The following is a 19,674-nucleotide window of genomic DNA, read 5'->3' as shown; positions in this document are numbered from 1 at the left end:
GGGCAGTTACTCGCTCTTGCTGGCCTTTTTTCCGCCCTTGGTGGATTTGCCCTTCCCCTTCGACTCGCCCTCTTCGGACTCCTCGTCGGCGAACAGCTCGTCCTTAGACACGGATTCGTCCACCACCTTTACCTGAGAAAGGAGGTGGTCGACCACCTTCTCTTCGAACAGCGGGGCACGGATCTCAGCCAGTGCCTGGGGATTCTTCTGGTAGAATTCCCACACCTGCTTTTCCTGGCCGGGATACTGACGCACCCGCTCGATGAGCGCCTGGGTGACCTCGTCGTCGGCGATCTTGATATCGGCCTTCTCACCGATCTGCGCAAGGACCAGGCCAAGGCGCACGCGGCGCTCGGCGATCTTGCGATAATCGGCCTTGGCCTCCTCCTCGGTGGTCTCTTCGTCGGCGAAGGTGCGCTTGTTGGCCTTCATCTCGCCGTCGACCTGAGCCCAGATCGCGTTGAATTCCTGCTCCACGAGGCCCTGGGGCAGCTCGAAGCTGTACTTGCCGTCGAGCGCGTCGAGCAGGTCCTTCTTCACCTTGCGGCGGGACTGGGCGTCGAAATCGCGCTGGATGGCGCTCGAGATGGCTTCCTTCAGCTTGTCGAGGGATTCCATGCCGAAGCCCTTGGCGAGCTCGTCATCGATCTTCAACTCGCCGGGAGCCTCGACCTCCTTCACGGTGACGTCGAATTCCGCGTCCTTACCGGCCAGGTGGGCGGCCATGTAGTTCACGGGGAACGCGACCTTCACCAGCTTGGTGTCGCCGGCCTTGAGGCCGATGAGCTGATCCTCGAAGCCGGGGATGAAGGTGTTGGAGCCGAGCTCGACGCGGACGTCCTCGCCCTTGCCGCCCTGGAACTCCTCGCCGTCGATGCGGCCGACGAAATCGGTCACCACGCGGTCGCCTGCGGCAGCCTTGCCCTTCTTGGTTTCGAAGGTGGCGTTCTGCTTCGCCATGCGGGTCAGCGATTCGTTGATCTCCTCATCGGTCACCTTGGTGACCGGCTTCTTGACCGTCACGCCGGAAATGTCGGCGATCTCAAAGGTCGGAAGAACTTCGATAGCCACCGTGAAAGCCAGGTCACCCTTGGCGCTCATGATGTTCTCGATCTCGGCCTTGTCTTCCGGGAAGACGACCTGCGGCTCGAAGGCGAGCTTGAGCTTGTTGTCCTCGACGATCTTGCGGTTCGCCTCGTTGACGGCGTTCTGCACCACGTCGCCCATGACCGAGCGGCCATACACACGGCGAAGGTGCGCCAGCGGCACCTTGCCGGGGCGGAACCCGTCGATCCGCACGCGACCCTTGATGTTCTCCAGCTCGCTGCTGAGACGCTGCTCCAGTTCAGCCACCGGAAGCACGACCTTGAATTCTCTCTTCAGGCCCTGGGACAGAGTTTCCGTCACCTGCATGATGTTAACTGCCTTCGCTCACTTGAAAAAATGTCATCCCAGGCTCCGGACGGGACGGCGGCACGCCCACACCCCGATCCAGAGAAACCATCCGGATACCAACCCTTGGCGAGATTGGTGCGGGCGGAGGGACTCGAACCCCCACGACTTTCGCCGCTGGAACCTAAATCCAGTGCGTCTACCAATTCCGCCACGCCCGCGCGGAAAGGCGGCGCACGAAGCACCACCCTCGTCCGGGACGCGGCTCTATAGCATCTTTGCAAGCCGACGCATCAAAAAAGTTCGCGATCCCCGCTGGCGTGGGCTACCGGGTGGGCTATCTGGCCCCGAAGGCTGCGGGCAGCCTCTTGGCGCAATCCCTTGAAAGGAACGCAGTGATGCCCCGTCACCATCCATTCCAGCCGACGCGGCGCCTGTTTGGGGCGGGATTGGCAATCAGCGCTTTTTCACTCAAAAACAATGCACTAGCGTCGCAATCTAAGAAAGAAGATAAGCCTCGCCCGACAGGCGACGCGGTGTGGATCTGGCTTGCGACCCCCACCCCTTCCCGCCTCAAGCCCGACTCGCGGAGGGAAGCCGAATTGTGGTTTCAGCCGGGCGATTTCAGTCCCGGGGTCCTGAAAATCACAGCAGGCGAAGAATTCTGCCTCAAACTGCAAAACCGTACCCCCAAGCCGCTCTCCCTCCATTGGCATGGCGTCCGGGGGGAGAACGCTATGGACGGCGTCGGCGGCCTCACGCAGGAGCCGATCCTTTCAGGCGAGGATTTCTCCTATTGCATGACCCCGCCGGACCCGGGGACGTTTCTGATCCGCCCTTGCATCATCGGAGGAAGCGCCGAACCGGCGGAACGCGGACTGACCGGCCTCCTCATAGTCGAGGAAAAAGTGCCACCGCACGCGGACCGGGACATCGCCCTCCTGATCGACGACTGGAAGCTGGCCGACGACGGCACGCTCGCGGCCTTCGAACCTGCGGCGGAAGCCTCGGTCTCGGGCCGCCTCGGCAATCTCCTCACCGTCAACCGCCAAACTGTCCCGCTGAAAATCGAAGCCGCGCCGGGAAGCCGTATCCGCCTGCGCCTCGCCAATGCCTGCAACGCCCGCACCATGCGGCTGCGCTTCGACCAGTTGAAACCCTACGTGATCGCCATCGACGGCCAGCCGACCGACACCTTCGAGCCCTTGAGAGCCTCCCTGCCGTTCCCGCCCGGCACCCGCTACGACGTGATGCTGGATCTTCCCACGGAGGCCGGCGCCACCGGCTCGGTCATCGCCCAGATCGGGGATGGAATGGCCCTCGTCCAATTCACCACCGTTGGCGAGAAACGCTCTGAGCTTCCTCCGTTAACCCCTTTGCCGGAAAACAAAAATCTCCCGACCGAGATCAAGCTTCAGAACGCTATCCGCAAGGATGTGACGATTGAAGCCCGCGAGGCCGGGACGTCCGCCCGCTGGACCATCAACGGCAAGGCCGGAACGGTGGGCATGCCCCCTCTGGCGAAAGTCAGACGTGGCGCGCCCGTCGTCCTTACCCTGACGAACAACACGCCACTCACGCAGCCCTTCCACCTCCACGGCCACGTCTTCCGCCTCCTCCACGCCCTCGACGACGGCTGGGAGCCTTACTGGCTGGATACGGTGCAGGTGCCGGAAAACCGAACCATCCGCATCGCCTTCATCGCCGACAACCCCGGCAAATGGCTGCTGGCCTCGACCGTGATGGAGCGGTTCGATGCCGGGTTGTGGACGTGGATTGAGGTGGGGTGAGAGAAGCCTCATGCTTCTTCACGGCGTGAAACTGATACCTCTCGGCGCACTCGAGACCCCGAGACGGCGGCACGCCCAACGACAGGAGAGGAAGCGGACATGACAAATAGCGCAGCGCTGGACGAAAAATCTCCTTCTCAGCTGATAGATGCGAGAATCAAGGAGTTGGGCGACTGGCGGGGCGAAATGCTCGGCCGTCTCCGGAGCTTGATCAAACAAGCCGATCCCGAAATCGTCGAAGAATGGAAGTGGAGAGGGATTCCGGTGTGGTCGCACGACGGATTGATCTGCACCGGCGAGACTTACAAGAGCATCGTGAAGATGACCTTCGCCAAAGGAGCATCCCTGAAGGATCCTTCGGGCCTCTTCAACTCCAGCCTTGATGGGAATACGAGGCGCGCCATCGATTTCCGCGAAGGCGAGAAGATAAACGAAGAAGCATTGAAGGACCTCGTTCGCACCGCAGTGGCTTTGAACAAGTCCAAAACCAAACGCTGATCTCAAGTATCGTGCGCGAAAAAGCGCGCGGCCCCTACCCCAACAGCTTCCGCAACACCCCCGGCACCTGTTCCGGCAAGTCCTCCGCAATTAGCCCCGGCCCGAAGGACGCGCCCGCCTCCGCGTGGATCCACACACCCGCGCAGGCGGCCTCAAAAGCAGGCATGCCCTGAGCCATGAGCCCCGCGATCATTCCGCACAGAGAATCGCCGGAGCCGGCGGTAGCGAGGTAGGGCGTGGCGTTCTCGTTGATGGCCGCGCGCCCGTCCGGGGCGGCGATGACCGTATCCGCGCCTTTGTGCACCACCACCGCGCCAAGATACGCCGCCGCGCGCCGCACCCGCTCCAGCTTGGAGGGCGGATCGAGAATATCCGGATGGCCAGAAAACAGCCGCGCGAATTCGCCCGAATGCGGGGTGATGACGGTCGGGGCGGAGCGGAAGGCCTGGTGGAGTTCGGTGACCAGCCCTTCGAAAGACGTCAGCGCATCGGCATCGAGCACGAGGCTACGGCGGGCCTGAAGCGCCACCATCACCATCGCGCGCGTGCCCGCATGGACGCCAAGCGCCGGCCCCATGACGAGAGCGTTGAAGCGATGATCCTTTAGGATCTCGGCCAGCCCCTCCGGGCCGTCGCACCCGCGCAGCATGATGGCCGTCAGGTGCGCCGCGTTGACCCCAAGGGCCTCCGGCGGCGAGGCCAGGGTGACGAGCCCGGCCCCGATCCGCAACGCCGCCCGCGCGGCCATCCGCGCTGCGCCCGTCCGCACCGCGCCGCCGGAGACGACAAGGGCGTGGCCCCGGTCATATTTATGCGAGGCATGGGCCGGCTTCGGAAACCCGGTAAACCAGAGCGGCGGATGATTGGCGAAGGTCTTGGCATGGGAGGCCGCGATCTCCGCGCCGGTTCCGATATCGGCGACCTCCACCACACCGGCATAATCCCGCCCCGGCAGGAGAAGAAGGCCGGGCTTGCGGGTGCCGATGGTCACGGTCCGCGTGGCGCGCACGGCAATTCCATGAGGCAGGCCCGTATCCGCATCGATGCCGGAAGGAAGATCGACCGCCAGCACCGGACGCCGGGCGGCGTTCACACGCTCGATCACGGTGTGGGCAATCCCTTCAAGACCCCGCGAGAGCCCGGTGCCGAACAGGGCGTCTACGATCAGGTCCGCATCCGTGAAAGGCGCATCCTCGGCGGGGATCGTCGTCCCGTCCCACCGGGTCGCGGCAATGGCGGCATCGCCCCGAAGGCGCTCCCTCTCCCCGAGCAGGGCAAGCGTGACGTCAAAGCCCGCATTGGCCACGCGGGTCGCCACCACGAAGCCGTCACCGCCGTTCTGCCCCGGCCCCGCGAGCACGAGAATGCGCGCCCCGGCCGGAACCATCTTCACGGCAGCATCGGCCACCGCGCGGCCGGCCCGGGCCATGAGTTCGATGCCCGGCGTTCCGCCCTCGATGGCACCAGCATCGGCCCGCCTCGTCTCCTCGGCGCTCAGGAGAAGTTCTTTTTCCCACATCCCTTGAAAATGCATGAGTTTTCCAGGGAAGCGATGCCCGAAATTGCATATGCACAAACTTTAGTCATGATGTGCCCGCGAGATATGCAAGTCCTGCATCTTTAGAAGCAGGGTCGCGTGGAACAGGACCGTTCTTTGATGTTAAGAGCGGCAATAGCTCGAGATGAAGGCAACCCATCGACCATGAAAAAGATCGAAGCCATCATTAAGCCTTTCAAGCTGGACGAGGTGAAGGAAGCCCTCCAGGAGGTCGGCCTCCAGGGCATCACGGTCATCGAAGCCAAGGGCTTTGGCCGCCAGAAGGGCCACACCGAACTCTACCGCGGCGCGGAATACGTCGTCGACTTTCTGCCCAAGGTGAAGCTGGAAATCGTTCTCTCCGATGACCTCGTCGAGGGGGCCGTCGAGGCCATCCGCAAGGCCGCCCAGACCGGCCGCATCGGCGACGGCAAGATTTTCGTATCGAGTGTGGAAGAAGCCATTCGCATTCGGACGGGCGAAACCGGATCCGACGCGATCTGATCCGCCTCAACAAACCGCGGCAGGCAGTGCCGAGGAACTCTCAAGGGTAGAAGGACCACGCAATCATGAAGACCGCCAAGGACGTGCTGAAGGCGATTAAAGACAACGACATCAAGTATGTCGATTTCCGTTTCACGGACCCGCGCGGCAAGTGGCAGCATGTGACGTTCGACGTCTCCATCGTCGACGAGGATCTGTTCGCCGATGGCATCATGTTCGACGGTTCTTCCATCGCCGGCTGGAAGGCGATCAACGAGTCGGACATGACCCTCATGCCCGATCCGGCGACCGCGACGCTCGACCCCTTCTTCTCGGCCTCGACGCTCTCCATCGTCTGCGACATTCTCGAGCCAGCCACGGGCGAACCCTATAACCGCGACCCGCGCGGCATCGCCAAGAAGGCCGAGGCCTATCTCCAGTCGACCGGCATCGGCGACACGGTCTATGTCGGCCCCGAGGCCGAGTTCTTCGTGTTCGACGACGTGAAGTTCATGGCCGACCCATACAACACCGGCTTCAAGCTCGACTCCACCGAACTGCCGACCAACGGCGACACGGATTATGAGGGCGGCAACCTCGGTCACCGCATTCCGATGAAGGGCGGCTACTTCCCGGTTCCCCCGCTCGACTCCGCTCAGGACATGCGCGGCGAGATGCTCGCGGCCATGGCTTCGATGGGCGTCGCGGTCGAAAAGCACCACCACGAGGTGGCTTCCGCCCAGCACGAACTCGGCATGAAGTTCGACACGCTGCTGCGCACCGCCGATCTGATGCAGGTCTACAAGTACTGCATCCACAACGTGGCGCAGTCCTACGGCAAGACCGCGACCTTCATGCCCAAGCCCGTCTTCGGCGACAACGGCTCGGGCATGCACGTGCACCAGTCGATCTGGAAGGGCGGCAAGCCCCTCTTCGCGGGCAACAAGTATGCCGATCTCAGCCAGGAATGCCTCTACTACATCGGCGGCATCATCAAGCACGCCAAGGCGCTGAACGCCTTCACGAACCCGTCGACGAACTCCTACAAGCGTCTCGTTCCGGGTTACGAGGCTCCGGTTCTGCTCGCCTACTCGGCCCGTAACCGTTCGGCTTCCTGCCGCATTCCGTGGACGACTTCGCCGAAGGCCAAGCGCGTCGAGGTTCGCTTCCCCGATCCGGCTGCGAACCCCTATCTCGCTTTCGCCGCCCTGTTGATGGCCGGCCTCGACGGCATCCAGAACAAGATCGATCCCGGCGCGGCGATGGACAAGGATCTCTACGATCTGCCGCCGAAGGAGCTGAAGAAGATCCCGACCGTCTGCGGCTCGCTGCGTGAAGCTCTTGCGTCTCTCGACAAGGACCGCGCATTCCTCAAGGCCGGCGGCGTGTTCAACGACGACTTCATCGACAGCTACATCGAGCTGAAGATGACCGAGGTCGCCCGCTTCGAAATGACGCCTCACCCGGTCGAATTCCAGATGTACTATTCCTGCTAAGCGGGACTTGGTTTCCTCCCGGCTGCGAGACCCGCAGCCTCCTAGCCGGAGCCTTCATGGCTCCGGCTTTTTTGTTGGTTGCGCCAATCGTCGTTCATCATCTCCTGCAGCGCGATGCAATCCCGCGTGGCAGGAATGGGGCCCGGATACACGCGCCGCAAAGCGCTGTGCGATGACGGTCAGCGCGCGGGCGTTCCCGAGCCCCACCCCGCGATCCATCTATTCCGAAGCACATCGCCCTCGCCTTTGAAGAATGCGTCCGTCAGGCGGCTTGCGGTCACGCGGTCCGTGCGGAAGTTGCGCAGGGCATCGCGAAGCTCGCACCAGGCGACGATGTTCGCAGCCTCCGAATAGTAGATGAGTGCGATGGGGCGGATCGTCCGCTGAGTCCCGCTCCCCTTTTCGTCGCGATAATCGATCTCGATCTTGCGCTCGTCGCGAATGGCGCTCCGGACCATCGCAAGATCGACCCCATCCGGCGTGGGAGCGATCGCGCCCCATGCGTGAAGAGCCTTCGTGCCGAGCGAATGCCGCAGAGGCGGCGGCATCGCGGCGGCGACTTTCTGGTTCACCCGCTTCGCGGCCGCCTTGAGGCCGGCATCTCCCGTTCGGTCGAGAAGAGCGAGCGCGAGGACGATAGCTTCCGTCTCCTCGATGGAGAACATGAGCGGCGGAAGATCGAATCCGGCCTTGAGCCGATAGCCGATCCCGCGCCCGCCCTGAATCGGCACCTGCATGGCCTGCAGCGCGGCAATGTCGCGATAGATCGAACGCGGCGTGACATCGAGGCTGGCCGCGATCTGCGCGGCCGTGACCGGCGCATCGGCCAGCCTGAGCGTCTGGATGATCTCGAACAGCCGTGAGGCCTTGCGCATGTTCCGCTCCCTCGCAACTGACACAACGTTGTCACTTGCAGACTGTCAGGTCAGATCCAATAGCCTTTTATTTCCGCTACTTAATATATCAGGCGCTTTTCACAGAACCGAGATACTGACATGAGTTACGGCGAAAATCTCTGGCTTTTCACGATCCTGCTGTTCGGGATCATCATCGTCCCCGGCATGGACATGCTCTTCGTCCTGGCGAATTCGCTGACGGGAGGACGCCGCTCAGGCTTTGCCGCGACGGCAGGGATCATGTTCGGCGGGGCGGCCCATACGCTCTTCGGGGCTCTCGGCGTCGGCCTGCTGTATCGCCTCGCGCCTTCCGCCTTCACGGCCCTGCTCTTCATCGGCGCGGCCTACATGGCGTGGATCGGCTTCACGCTTCTGCGCAGCTCCATTACCGTCGAAACGGTCGGCGCGGCGAAGGCGCGCTCGCTATGGGTGGCCTTCCGGCAAGGGGCCGTCACCTGCCTTCTCAACCCCAAGGCCTATCTCTTCGTCCTGGCTGTCTACCCGCAATTCATGCTGCCGCAATACGGGACGATCTGGACGCAGGCGCTGGTCATGGGCTTGTTGACGGTGCTGATGCAGTTTGGCGTCTATGGAGGCCTGGCTCTCGCCGCGGGATCGAGCAGACGCTTCCTTGTCTCCCGGCCTCGCACGACCATGCTGATCGGGCGCGCTGCAGGCCTCCTCTTCATCGCTATCGCCGCAATAACCGTTCTGAGGTGATCACGACATCAGTCGATGAAGCCATGTGGAGCTTATCCCATGTGGAGATTATCACGAGCAAAAAGCAAAAAAGGCCCGGTGTTTCCACCGGGCCTTTCCGATCGCCGAAGCGAAAGTTCTTAGTAGCTGTTGAACTTGTAGTTCAGGCCAGCGCGAACAACGCCGAACTCGGTGTTGCTGCTGTTGCCCAGAGCAATGTTGTTGACCAGCAGGCTGTTGTTGCCGCGATCGAGGTTCACGTAGAGACCTTCGATCTTCGCCGTCAGGTTGTTGGTGAAGGCGTACTCGACGCCACCGCCGACCGTCCAGCCGCCGTTCGAGCTGCTGCTGAAGCTGTTGCCAGCCACGTCGCCGTAAGCGAAACCGCCGGTCACGTAGATGAGAGCGCGATCGAAGGCGACACCAGCGCGAGCGCGGACAGTGCCGAAGTAGTTGTCGCTGCCGTTGTTGTTACGGAAGCCGATCACGTTGTTCGCGAACAGCGGGAGGTTGTTGTCGCCACCGAGGTCAGCGTACTGGATGTCCGTCTCAACACCGACGACGAACTGGCCGATCTGGTAGTTGTAGCCGATCTGAGCACCGCCGACAAAGCCGCCGTTGCTGTCGTTGCTGACGAAGCCGATGCCCGGAACGAACACGCTGTCGTTGTTCGAGTTCCAGCCGTAACCAGCGTTCACGCCGAGGTAGAAGCCGGTCCAGGTGAAGGCCGGGACAACCGGAACGATCGGGGCAGGCTTACGGGTGGGAAGATCGGCAGCGAGAGCGCCAGTGGCGAGGCCGAGAAGAGCAACGGAGGAGAGGAGAATCTTTTTCATTTTGTGACCCATGATTGTGTCTAAGTCCGAGAGTGTCTTTATCCGACTTCGCCTTAAAGGTCTGTCACTTTCATGCAACAGCCATATTTGAAGCGATGTCTCGCCACATATCAGGCTATTGAGCGACAGGCTTTTTAATTGACGCCTCGGAACAAAAAGTGGCGACAGCTCGGCCGAAAAATTAAATTTCCTATATTTTTCAAACGCTTAAATAATTGTTACGGCAACAATAACGCTGCGTTATGCGCGTAACGAATATTTGACCATAACTGGAGGCACTTGAATTATGGCGTGGCCATAACGATCGGCGTGTCCACAATCACTGTAGCGATCGCCTCGGCGACGCAGCGGGGACGTTCTGATTGACGAGAAGGAAAGGGCCTTGTGGCGTTGCCGCCCGGCAAGCCTCCCCGCACTGGGCGCAACTCCTGGTCGCGCCCCTCGTGAAGGGCCAGGACTCCTCCTCGGAGCAGGTACGGGGATTGTCACCCTGCAATCGTCCAGCGGCGGTTCGCCCGCTGAGAACAGCCTCCTGTATTCACAAGGTCTGGAATAAATATGAGAGAGCCCTCTGCGGTTCCTCTCCTTGGATTGACAAGCGGTCGACTTGTCCTATGGTCCGCGCAGCTTCGTCTGAAACTGGGTTTCGGGCGAAACTCGTCTCGCGCCTGTATGTTGCCGTAGAGAGCGGCTGGCACGGAAAGCGTACTCTGGCCCTCAACGGTTATATCATTCATGTCGTTCGCCGAACTCGGACTTAGCGATAAAGTTCTCCAAGCGGTTTCCGCCGCCGGATACACGCAGCCCACGCCCATTCAGGCGCAGGCCATCCCCCACGTCCTCGCGCGCAAGGACGTGCTGGGCATCGCGCAGACCGGAACCGGCAAGACTGCCGCCTTCACCCTGCCGATGCTGACCCTCCTCGAGACAGGCCGCGCGCGGGCCCGCATGCCGCGCACGCTGATCCTCGAGCCGACCCGCGAGCTCGCGGCGCAGGTTGAGGAGAACTTCGACAAGTACGGCGTCAACCACCGCCTCTCCGTCGCCCTGCTCATCGGCGGCGTGTCCTTCGGCGATCAAGACGCCAAGATCACCCGCGGCGTCGACGTGCTGATCGCCACTCCCGGCCGCCTGCTCGATCATTTCGAGCGCGGCAAGCTGCTGCTTTCCGGCGTTGAGCTTCTCGTCATCGACGAGGCAGACCGCATGCTCGACATGGGCTTCATTCCCGATATCGAGCGCATCGTGAAGCTCGTGCCCTTCACCCGGCAGACGCTGTTCTTCTCGGCCACCATGCCGCCGGAGATCCAGCGCCTCGCGGATGCGTTCCTGCACAACCCAGTGCGGCTCGAGGTCGCCCGCGCCTCTTCCACCGCCTCCACCATCACCCAGCGCCTCGTGGCGACGGGATCGGAGGATTACGAGAAGCGCGAGACCCTGCGCGGCCTCATCCGCAACGCCACCGATCTGCAGAACGCCATCATCTTCTGCAACCGCAAGCGTGATGTGGCGGTGCTGCACCGCTCGCTGCAGAAGCACGATTTCAAGGTGGCAGCGCTTCACGGCGACATGGACCAGCGGGCTCGCATGGACGCCCTCGCCGCCTTCCGTTCCGGTGAGATACCGCTTCTCGTCGCCAGCGACGTCGCCGCGCGCGGCCTCGACATTCCCGCCGTGAGCCACGTCTTCAACTACGACATTCCCCATCACGCGGAAGATTACGTGCACCGCATCGGCCGTACGGGCCGCGCCGGACGCACAGGCGCGGCTTTCACGCTCGTCAGCCGCAGGGACGAAAAGTCCCTCGCCGCCGTCGAGAAGCTGATCGACAAGAAGATCGAATGGGAAGGCCCGACGCTGGCCGAGCTCCCGGCTTCGGAGGAGCGCCCGTCGCGCGGGCGCGAAAGAGGTGGCCGTGACAAGGGCCGTTCCGGCGGCCGTGGACGCAGGGGAGAGCCGCGCGAGGCCCGCGAGGTTGAAGCAGTGGAGCCGCAACCAGTGGAGCGCCAGCCGCGAGAACCGCGAGAGCAGCGCGAACCGCGAGAGCAGCGCGAGCCTCAACAGCGCCGTGACCACCGCCGCGACAGAGGCGACGATAACGAGCCGCCGGTGATCGGCCTCGGCGATCACGTTCCCGCGTTCCTCATGCGCTCTACAGCGCCGAAGAAGGCGAAATAGAATCCGCCTCCCTAAAATCGTAAGCGGGCAGCCTTGACCCCTGCCCGCATGCGCTCAAGCTTTAGGGATAAGCCCGTCATCGCTTATCCCGGAGAGCTTCATGACCACCCGCAATGTCGCCATCCTCGTCGGCAGCCTGCGCAAGGAATCCTTCAGCCGCAAAATCGCCAAGGCGCTCACCGAGCTCGCGCCGGATGGATTGAAATTCGATTTCATCGAGATCGGTCACCTGCCCCTTTACAATCAGGATGCGGATACCTCACCACCGGAAGCGTGGGTTTCGCTCAGGCAACAGATCAAGGCGGCGGACGCGGTGTTGTTCGTGACGCCCGAATACAACCGCTCCGTTCCCGGCGTTCTCAAGAACGCCATCGACATCGCCTCGCGGCCTTACGGGCAGAGCGCCTGGGACGGCAAGCCCGGGGCGGTGGTGAGCGTTTCGCCGGGGGCTGTCGGGGGTTTCGGCGCCAACCATCACCTGCGCCAATCACTGGTCTTTCTCAACATTCCGGTGCTGCAGCAGCCGGAGGCTTATGTAGGGAACGTCTCGACCCTGCTCGACGACAGCGGCAAGCTCGTGAACGAGGGCACGCGGAAGTTTCTGGCCACCTTCATGGCAGCCTTCGCCGAATGGGTCGAGAAAACCATCAAGCGTTGATGTGTAGATCGAGCGTTGGGTCTGAGAGCTCGTAACTCCCGCAGCCTCACCCTGAGGAGGGCCGCGGGGTCTCGAAGGGCGAGGCGTCTCCAGTGCGCACTGGAACCTCCTTCGAGACGCGGCTTTGCCGCTCCTCAGGATGAGGGCAGTGGGAAAGGGCGCGGCCCGTCGGGCGGCCACGGATGACGAGGGAAGAGTGGTCTTTAAGCCCGCTTGCGCTTCGGAGCATGCGCCTTCGGCTTCGGCATCTTCGCACGTTGTGCGGCGGCGAAAGCGGCGTGAGCGAAGCGGGCCGCCTCGTCGAGATCGTCAAGGGCGAAGGACGGCAGCAGCCAATAGCTCATCACCGTGGTCCTGCCGTCGCGTGTTGTATAGGCAAAGGGCCGGGAGTCATGGATGCGGAACATCGCTTCGCTCTCGGCATCGGTCTTGAGGTAGAGCTCCCCGTCAGCCTCGAGAGCGAACATCAGATCGTCGCGATAGATCCCCTGCCCGCCGAACATCTTGCGGATGCGCACCGGCCCGAAGCCGCTGAACACATCGCGGATGTCGTCAGCATCCAAGATTACTGCACCGTCTCAAGCGCATCCGGCGTGGCGGGGGTAATGGCGACGGATTCGCCGCAGCCGCAGGCCGAGGTCTGGTTGGGGTTGTTGAACACGAATTGGGACGACATCTTGGTCGTCTGGAAGTCCATTTCCGTGCCGAGGAGGAACAGCACCGCCTTGGGGTCAATGAGAACCTTCACGCCCTTGTCTTCCAGAACCTCATCGAGCGGGTTCACGCTCTCGGCATATTCCATGGTGTAGGACATGCCCGCGCAGCCGCCGTTCTTCACGCCGACGCGCACGCCCACGAGAGGCCGCTCGGCCTTCGCGATGATCGCTTTGACGCGGTTCGCCGCCGCGTCCGTCAAGGTCATGACCTTGAAACCGGGTAGAGCCATTTTTCTCTCCTGACGGCCGGGTTCAAGGCCCGGGCAGAATGAGTGTCATATCTAAGCTTAAAATAGGCGCTCATGGAGCGAACGTCGAGAGCAATTCCGTGTCGCAGGGCCTATCGCCGCCCGCGATGACAAGCCGGTTCAAAACTTCCTATCTGCAGCGACACTCGTTATCCTGATTTCATTCAGGCTTTAAAAGGCGATCTGCGTGCGAAATCCGGCAATGAACAACACAAAGTGGGACGAGCTTCGACTGGAAATGTACAGGATCACTCCGACGCCAGCTTGGAGCACACTTTCCGTCGAAGGCTACCAGTCGCCCCCAGATCGTGAATGGTACTATCACTTTCGACATGGCGGGTACGCCTCCATCCTTCATGTCGATATCCTCGTGGAGGATGCCATCCAGCGTGAGAAGGTTCGATCGGCCCTCCAAAAGGTTCATGTGCCTGGCGAAGAAACGCCCGAGGGCTTTCGTGTATTTGGGTATCTTCGAGACGATCAGGCAACATATTACCTGTAACTATGCCGTCCTCCACTTGATTGAGCTGAGCCCTAGGGCGTCCCGGACCGGAGCTCCTCAGCCCTCGAAATTGTAATGACGTTGCCAGAATTTCCCTTGAGAAGCGGTTTCCTCACAGGAGATAAATGCTCTAAATGGAAAACAATCAGGGCGTAAAGGAGAGCTGATGCCGCACCATACCCCGTTGATCTCGACCATCGTCGTCGGTCTCGTGCTGGCTTTCGCTCTCGGCGCCCTCGCTCACCGTCTTCGCATCTCCCCTCTCGTCGGCTACCTGCTCGCCGGCGTCCTGGTTGGCCCCTTCACGCCTGGCTATGTGGCCGATCAGGGCCTCGCCAACCAGTTGGCGGAGATCGGCGTCATTCTGCTGATGTTCGGCGTCGGGCTGCATTTTTCTTTCAAGGAACTGCTTTCGGTCAAAGCCATCGCCGTACCCGGCGCTATCGCGCAGATCGCGGTGGCGACCCTGCTCGGCATGGGACTCGCGTGGCTGCTCGGATGGTCCGCCAGCGCGGGGCTGGTGTTCGGCCTCGCCCTCTCCGTCGCGAGTACGGTCGTTCTCCTGCGCGCCTTGCAGGAGCGCCGCCTCGTCGAGACGGAACGCGGTCACATCGCCGTCGGCTGGCTCATCGTCGAAGACCTCGCGATGGTGCTCACCCTCGTGCTCTTGCCCGCCATCGCCGATCTGCTGAAAGGCTCATCGGGAAGCGGTATCGCCCTTGCCCTGCCCCTCATGGTCACGTTCGGCAAGGTCGGCGCGTTCGTCGCCCTCATGCTGATCGTCGGGCGCAAGGTCATCCCGTGGATCCTGCACTACGTCGCGCATACGGGCTCCCGCGAACTCTTCCGGCTCTCGGTGCTCGCCATCGCGCTCGGTGTCGCCTATGGCGCGGCGACCCTGTTCGGCGTGTCCTTCGCCCTCGGCGCGTTCTTCGCGGGCATGATCCTCAGCGAATCCGAACTCAGCCACCGGGCAGCATCCGAGACGCTGCCCCTGCGTGACGCCTTCGCGGTTCTGTTCTTCATCTCGGTCGGCATGCTGTTCGACCCGACGATCCTGGTGCGGAATTTCGGGCCAGTGCTGGCGACCTTCCTCATCATCGTCGTCGGCAAGTCGCTCGCGGCTTATGCCATCGTGCGCCTGTTCGGGCACCAGAGGACAACCGCGCTCACCATCGCGGCGAGCCTTGCGCAAATCGGCGAGTTCTCCTTCATCCTCGCAGGGCTCGGCGTCGAGCTCGACATGCTCCCCAAGGAAGGACGCGATCTCATTCTGGCGGGCGCGATCCTCTCGATCCTCGTCAATCCCTTCCTCTTCAGCCTGCTCGATTTCTGGGTGAAGAAGGAAACCGCCCTCCCCGAGCCCGGCGCGGCAGACGTCGTGGAGGAGGCTGCCGTCGAGGCGCCCCGCCAGATGACGGCTTTGAGCGATCACGTCGTCCTCGTCGGTCACGGCCGCGTCGGCAAATTCATTGCGAAGAAACTGCACGCCGCGAACATTCCCTTCCTCGTCGTCGAGAACAACGAGGACAAGGCGGCGCAGCTTCAGCAGCAGGGCATTGAGGCGATCATCGGCAACGCCGCGAGCCCATCCGTCGCGGCGGCTGCGAACATTGCCGCCGCACGGTGCCTCTTGGTTGCCATTCCGGAGGCTTTCGAAAGCGGCCAGGTTGTCGAACAGGCCCGGGCCATCAATCCCGGCCTGCCGATCATCGCGCGCGCCCATTCGGACGCGGAATCCGCTCATCTTCTCAAATACGGCGCGACAAGCGTCATTCTGGGAGAGCGGGAAACCGCGAAGGCACTGATCGCAAGCATTCCCCGTGCCGAGGAAGCATCGGCAGCAGGTTAGGCGGTCGGCCCTACCACATATCGAGGCCCACGCGGGCCTCGTCGGACATGCGGCTCTGGTCCCACGGCGGGTCAAAAACCATCGTGACCTTGACGCTCTGCACACCCTCCACTGCGCCGACGGCGTTCTCGACCCAACCCGGCATCTCGCCGGCGACGGGGCAGCCCGGTGCGGTGAGCGTCATGTCGATGGAGACGTTGCGATCATCGTCGATATCGACGCGGTAGATCAGGCCGAGCTCGTAGATGTCGACCGGGATTTCGGGGTCATAGACCGTCTTGAGAGCCGCGACGATGTCATCGGTCATGCGGTCGAGTTCTTCCGGGGGAATGGCGGAACCCGGGGTGACCTGCGGCGCGTTGGGCGCGGCATCGTTGGAGGGAGTTTGAGCGTTCACGGGTCTCGGTCCTCAGGCAAACAGGGCTTCCGCCTTTTGCAAGGCTTCGGCAAGCTTATCGACTTCCGCCGTCGTGTTGTAGAGCGCCAGCGACGCACGGCAGGTTGAAGTGACGCCAAAGCGCTGAAGCAGCGGCATGGCGCAATGGGTTCCGGCGCGGACGGCGACACCCTGCCGGTCGATGATGGTCGCGACGTCGTGGGCATGCGCGCCCTTCATCTCAAACGCGATGATGCCGCCCTTGCCTTTCGCACGACCGATGATGCGCAGCGAGTTCAACGCGCCAAGGCGCTGATGGGCATAGGCCGAGAGGGCTTCCTCATGCGCCCTGATCCTGTCGCGCCCGAGATCCATCATGAACCGTAAGGCAGCGCCCAAGCCGACCGCCTCGATGATCGCGGGCGTGCCCGCCTCGAAGCGATGCGGTGGATCGTTGTAGGTCACGAGGTCCTGCGTGACTTCGCGGATCATCTCGCCGCCGCCCTGATAGGGCGGCATCTTCTCAAGCCATTCGCGCTTGCCGTAGAGCACGCCGATGCCGGTCGGGCCGTAGACCTTGTGGCCGGTCAGCACGTAGAAATCCGCATCGAGGTCGCGCACGTCCACATCGCAATGCACCGCGCCCTGAGCGCCGTCCACCAGCACCGGAACGCCGTGGGCGTGGGCGATGCGGATGATCTCCTTGATCGGCGTCACCGTGCCGAGCACATTCGACATGTGCGTGATGGCGACGATCTTGGTCTTCGGCGAAAACAGTTTCTCGAACTCTTCGACGAGGAAATTACCCTCGTCGTCCACCGGAGCCCATTTGATGACCGCACCCTTGCGCTCGCGCAGGAAGTGCCAGGGCACGATGTTGGAGTGGTGCTCCATGATGGAGAGGATGATCTCGTCCCCCTCCCCGATATTCATGCGCCCGAAGGAATCTGCCACGAGGTTGTAGGCCTCGGTCGCGGATTTCGTGAAGATGATCTCGTTGACGGACTCGGCGTTCAGGAACGCGCGCACGGCCTCGCGCGCATTCTCGAAGGCTTCCGTCGCCGCGTTCGCCATGTAGTGCAGGCCGCGATGGACGTTGGCATAGCCGGTCTCCATCGTGTTCACCATCGCATCGATCACCGCGCGCGGCTTCTGCGCCGACGCCGCGTTGTCGAGATAGACGAGCGGCTTGCCGTAGACCTGCTGCGACAGGATCGGGAACTGGGCCCGGATCGCCTCGACGTCATAAGGGGCAAAAGATGCGTTCATCGCTCAATCCACTACTAGAAGCCTCATCCCTGCGAGGCGAGCCTCATCCTGAGGAGGCCGTCAGGCCGTCTCGAAGGACACGAGGCGTCTCCAGTGCGCTCTGGACCCTCCTTCGAGATGGTCACTTCGTGACCTCCTCAGGATGAGGACAGAGGCGCTGGAACCTCAGGTCATTTCAGCCTCTCGCCTTCAACCAAGTCTCGACCACGCCGACCAGGGCATCACGCGCGCCCTCGTGTTCCACCGCCTCGATGGCTTCACCGAGGAACGCCTGAACCAGAAGGCTTTCCGCCTCCTTCTTCGGCAGGCCTCGCGCCATGAGATAGAACAGGAGATCCTCATCGAGCTGGCCGCAAGTCGCGCCGTGGGCGCATTGCACGTCGTCGGCGAAGATTTCGAGTTCAGGCTTGTTGTTCATCGACGCACCATCTCCGAGAAGGAGCGCGGCGGACATCATGCGCCCGTCGGTCTTCTGGGCATGATGCGGAACGATGATCTTGCCCTGGAAGACGCCGGTGGCCTCATCGTCCACGACGGTCTTGAACAATTCGCGGCTCTCGCAATGAGGCGCGGCGTGTTCCGCGATCAGCGTCGTGTCGCCATGCTGGCGACCCTTGAGCATCGTCGCGCCGTTGATCTGCGCCTTGGTGTTCTCGCCCTCGAAGACGGCGAAGACCTGATGGCGGGACACGTTCGCGCCGGCAACGACGTTGACGGTGTTGAACGCCACATCCGCACCGAGCTTCACCGCGAAGGTGGAGAGCGCCAGCGCCTGATCGCCTTCCGCGTTGACGCGGACATGGTGAACATGCGCGTTGTCGCCCGCAAGAAGCTCGACGACGTCGTTCGGCTGATGGCCGGCGCCGCTCGTGCTCTCATGCGTCTCGAAAAGGGTGACGCTCGCCCCCTGCTCGACAATGACGAGAACCCGCGTCGCGGTGGCGACAGCCGTGGCGCTCGACGTGACAAAACGAAGGTGCACCGGCGTCGCCACATCACCCCACAGGCGGACCATGACGCCGTCCGCCATGAAAGCGGAGTTGAGCTGGTAGACCGGATTCTTGCGCGCCCATTCGATGGGGCTGAGCTTGGCGAGCCAGTCATGCCCTGCCGCCAGAGCCTCGGACAGCGGAACGATTTCGACGCCCTCAGGCAGCTTTGAAAAGTCGATCTCGTCGCGGACCAGATGGCCGTTCACGAACGGAATGCTGAGCGCCTCGACGCCCGCCAGGGCCTTGGCGTCGCGTAGCGCGGCCTTGGCCTCTGCCGACGAAGGCGTCGGCGCGAAGGGAGCGACCTCGCGCATGAACGTGCGCAGATCCGTGTACTTGAATTCCTCCACGCGGCGATGGGGCAGCCCGCGCTCGGCGAAAAGCTCAAAGGCCTCGGCGCGCGATTCCGCGCTGCCAGGCAGCGCCGTCTTCACCGCCTCGAAAGCCTGCGCCAGCGCGGTTTCCGCCGGCGTCTTCATCAAGGTGACGTCGGCCATGTCAGGCGGCCTCGCTCTGCCGGTAATCCGCATAGCCATTGGCCTCGAGTTCGAGCGCCAGCTCCTTGCCGCCCGTCTTCACGATGCGGCCCGCCGACATGACGTGCACGGTGTCGGGCACGATGTGGTTCAACAGGCGCTGATAGTGCGTGATGACGAGGAACGAGCGATCCTTCGAGCGCAGCGCATTCACGCCCTCGGAGACGATGCGCAGGGCATCGATGTCGAGGCCGGAATCCGTCTCGTCGAGAATGCAGAAGCTCGGCTCCAGAAGCGACATCTGGAGGATTTCCATACGCTTCTTCTCACCGCCGGAGAAGCCAACATTGAGGGCGCGCTTGAGCATGTCCTTCGGGATTTCGAGCTTTGCCGCAGCCGCATTGACGCGCTTGATGAAGTCCGGCGTCGTCAGTTCCGCCTCGCCGCGCGCCTTGCGCTGGGCGTTCAGCGTCGCCTTGAGGAAGGTCATCGAAGCGACCCCGGGAATTTCCAACGGGTACTGGAAGGCGAGAAACACGCCCGCCGCCGCGCGCTGGTCGGCCTCCATTTCGAGAAGGTTCTGGCCGTCGAGCAGGATCTCGCCATCGAGGACTTCATAATCCTCCTTGCCGGCGATGACATAAGAAAGCGTCGACTTGCCTGAGCCATTCGGCCCCATGATGGCCGCCACCTCGCCGTTATTCACGGTGAGGTCGAGACCGTTGAGGATGCGCTTGTCTTCGATCTGAACGACGAGGTTCCTGATTTCGAGCATTTTAA

19 protein-coding genes and 1 tRNA gene are annotated in these 19,674 nt (G+C 62.5%); 9 read left to right on the top strand and 11 right to left on the bottom strand.

Annotated elements, in window-relative coordinates; all coding sequences use genetic code 11:
- Positions 1 to 6: 6 nt before the first annotated feature.
- Positions 7 to 1,413 carry a trigger factor gene (gene tig / locus DQW91_RS13070; RefSeq protein ID WP_112664086.1) on the bottom strand — a complete coding sequence of 469 codons (1,407 nt, stop codon included), beginning with the start codon at positions 1,411 to 1,413 and terminating at the stop codon, positions 7 to 9.
- A 115-nt stretch (positions 1,414 to 1,528) separates the two neighbouring features.
- Positions 1,529 to 1,613: transfer RNA gene (locus DQW91_RS13065), tRNA-Leu, on the bottom strand.
- A gap of 177 nt (positions 1,614 to 1,790) precedes the next feature.
- Here DQW91_RS13065 and DQW91_RS13060 point away from each other — a divergent pair.
- The gene (locus DQW91_RS13060) at positions 1,791 to 3,182 is read left to right on the top strand and encodes a multicopper oxidase family protein (RefSeq protein ID WP_112664148.1); all 1,392 of its coding nucleotides are present in this window, start codon (positions 1,791 to 1,793) and stop codon (positions 3,180 to 3,182) included.
- 99 nt (positions 3,183 to 3,281) lie between these two features.
- Positions 3,282 to 3,680 carry a DUF1801 domain-containing protein gene (locus DQW91_RS13055; protein WP_112664085.1) on the top strand — a complete coding sequence of 133 codons (399 nt, stop codon included), beginning with the start codon at positions 3,282 to 3,284 and terminating at the stop codon, positions 3,678 to 3,680.
- Between the two features lie 34 nt (positions 3,681 to 3,714).
- Here the strand turns inward: DQW91_RS13055 and DQW91_RS13050 are convergent, their stop codons facing one another.
- A complete protein-coding gene (locus tag DQW91_RS13050; RefSeq protein ID WP_245411022.1) occupies positions 3,715 to 5,214 on the bottom strand; it encodes an NAD(P)H-hydrate dehydratase in 1,500 nt (499 codons plus the stop codon).
- 168 nt (positions 5,215 to 5,382) lie between these two features.
- Between DQW91_RS13050 and DQW91_RS13045 the strand changes: the two genes are divergently transcribed.
- Together DQW91_RS13045 and glnA are read left to right on the top strand one after the other, a co-directional pair.
- A complete protein-coding gene (locus DQW91_RS13045) occupies positions 5,383 to 5,721 on the top strand; it encodes a P-II family nitrogen regulator (RefSeq protein WP_112664083.1) in 339 nt (112 codons plus the stop codon).
- 65 nt (positions 5,722 to 5,786) lie between these two features.
- Complete coding sequence (gene glnA, locus DQW91_RS13040) at positions 5,787 to 7,196, top strand: type I glutamate--ammonia ligase (protein ID WP_112664082.1); 1,410 nt, start codon at positions 5,787 to 5,789, stop codon at positions 7,194 to 7,196.
- 179 nt (positions 7,197 to 7,375) lie between these two features.
- Here glnA and DQW91_RS13035 read toward each other — a convergent pair whose 3' ends face one another.
- Positions 7,376 to 8,071, bottom strand: a complete 696-nt coding sequence (locus DQW91_RS13035; protein WP_112664081.1) for a helix-turn-helix transcriptional regulator — start codon at positions 8,069 to 8,071, stop codon at positions 7,376 to 7,378.
- Between the two features lie 120 nt (positions 8,072 to 8,191).
- On the opposite strand from DQW91_RS13035, the gene DQW91_RS13030 reads away from it, so the two are divergent.
- Positions 8,192 to 8,812 (top strand): LysE family translocator, encoded by a 621-nt coding sequence (locus DQW91_RS13030; protein WP_112664080.1) that lies wholly within the window; start codon positions 8,192 to 8,194, stop codon positions 8,810 to 8,812.
- Positions 8,813 to 8,931: 119 nt separating this feature from the next.
- Here the strand turns inward: DQW91_RS13030 and DQW91_RS13025 are convergent, their stop codons facing one another.
- Positions 8,932 to 9,627 carry an outer membrane protein gene (locus DQW91_RS13025; RefSeq protein ID WP_112664147.1) on the bottom strand — a complete coding sequence of 232 codons (696 nt, stop codon included), beginning with the start codon at positions 9,625 to 9,627 and terminating at the stop codon, positions 8,932 to 8,934.
- Positions 9,628 to 10,362: 735 nt separating this feature from the next.
- Between DQW91_RS13025 and DQW91_RS13020 the strand changes: the two genes are divergently transcribed.
- Together DQW91_RS13020 and DQW91_RS13015 are read left to right on the top strand one after the other, a co-directional pair.
- Positions 10,363 to 11,805, top strand: coding sequence for a DEAD/DEAH box helicase (locus tag DQW91_RS13020; RefSeq protein ID WP_112664079.1), 1,443 nt, complete (start codon positions 10,363 to 10,365; stop codon positions 11,803 to 11,805).
- Between the two features lie 100 nt (positions 11,806 to 11,905).
- Positions 11,906 to 12,463: an NADPH-dependent FMN reductase gene (locus tag DQW91_RS13015; protein ID WP_112664078.1), complete on the top strand. Its 558-nt coding sequence runs from the start codon at positions 11,906 to 11,908 to the stop codon at positions 12,461 to 12,463.
- Between the two features lie 203 nt (positions 12,464 to 12,666).
- Here DQW91_RS13015 and DQW91_RS13010 read toward each other — a convergent pair whose 3' ends face one another.
- Both DQW91_RS13010 and sufA read right to left on the bottom strand, forming a co-directional pair.
- Entirely contained in the window at positions 12,667 to 13,026 is a 360-nt protein-coding gene (locus DQW91_RS13010; RefSeq protein ID WP_245411021.1) for a TfoX/Sxy family protein, read from the bottom strand.
- A 2-nt stretch (positions 13,027 to 13,028) separates the two neighbouring features.
- Positions 13,029 to 13,409, bottom strand: a complete 381-nt coding sequence (gene sufA, locus DQW91_RS13005; protein ID WP_198411866.1) for a Fe-S cluster assembly scaffold SufA — start codon at positions 13,407 to 13,409, stop codon at positions 13,029 to 13,031.
- Positions 13,410 to 13,629: 220 nt separating this feature from the next.
- Between sufA and DQW91_RS17320 the strand changes: the two genes are divergently transcribed.
- On the top strand, positions 13,630 to 13,929 hold the full coding sequence (locus tag DQW91_RS17320; RefSeq protein ID WP_112664075.1) for a DUF6678 family protein: 300 nt from the start codon (positions 13,630 to 13,632) through the stop codon (positions 13,927 to 13,929).
- Between the two features lie 166 nt (positions 13,930 to 14,095).
- Positions 14,096 to 15,781 carry a YbaL family putative K(+) efflux transporter gene (gene ybaL / locus DQW91_RS12995; RefSeq protein ID WP_112664074.1) on the top strand — a complete coding sequence of 562 codons (1,686 nt, stop codon included), beginning with the start codon at positions 14,096 to 14,098 and terminating at the stop codon, positions 15,779 to 15,781.
- A gap of 10 nt (positions 15,782 to 15,791) precedes the next feature.
- On the opposite strand, the gene DQW91_RS12990 is transcribed toward ybaL, so the two are convergent.
- The 4 genes from DQW91_RS12990 to sufC all read right to left on the bottom strand — a co-directional run bounded on the left by DQW91_RS12990 (position 15,792) and on the right by sufC (position 19,669).
- Complete coding sequence (locus tag DQW91_RS12990; protein ID WP_245411026.1) at positions 15,792 to 16,088, bottom strand: SUF system Fe-S cluster assembly protein; 297 nt, start codon at positions 16,086 to 16,088, stop codon at positions 15,792 to 15,794.
- Positions 16,089 to 16,190: 102 nt separating this feature from the next.
- A complete protein-coding gene (locus tag DQW91_RS12985; protein WP_112664072.1) occupies positions 16,191 to 17,426 on the bottom strand; it encodes a cysteine desulfurase in 1,236 nt (411 codons plus the stop codon).
- Positions 17,427 to 17,601: 175 nt separating this feature from the next.
- The gene (gene sufD, locus DQW91_RS12980) at positions 17,602 to 18,915 is read right to left on the bottom strand and encodes a Fe-S cluster assembly protein SufD (RefSeq protein WP_112664071.1); all 1,314 of its coding nucleotides are present in this window, start codon (positions 18,913 to 18,915) and stop codon (positions 17,602 to 17,604) included.
- 1 nt (position 18,916) lies between these two features.
- On the bottom strand, positions 18,917 to 19,669 hold the full coding sequence (sufC, locus tag DQW91_RS12975; protein ID WP_112664070.1) for a Fe-S cluster assembly ATPase SufC: 753 nt from the start codon (positions 19,667 to 19,669) through the stop codon (positions 18,917 to 18,919).
- Positions 19,670 to 19,674: the final 5 nt, after the last annotated feature.

The sequence above is a fragment of the Microvirga flavescens genome (assembly GCF_003290125.1).
Taxonomy (GTDB): domain Bacteria; phylum Pseudomonadota; class Alphaproteobacteria; order Rhizobiales; family Beijerinckiaceae; genus Microvirga; species Microvirga flavescens.
Note: the sequence above shows the minus strand (reverse complement) of the source record. Positions and strands in the feature narration are given on the sequence as shown.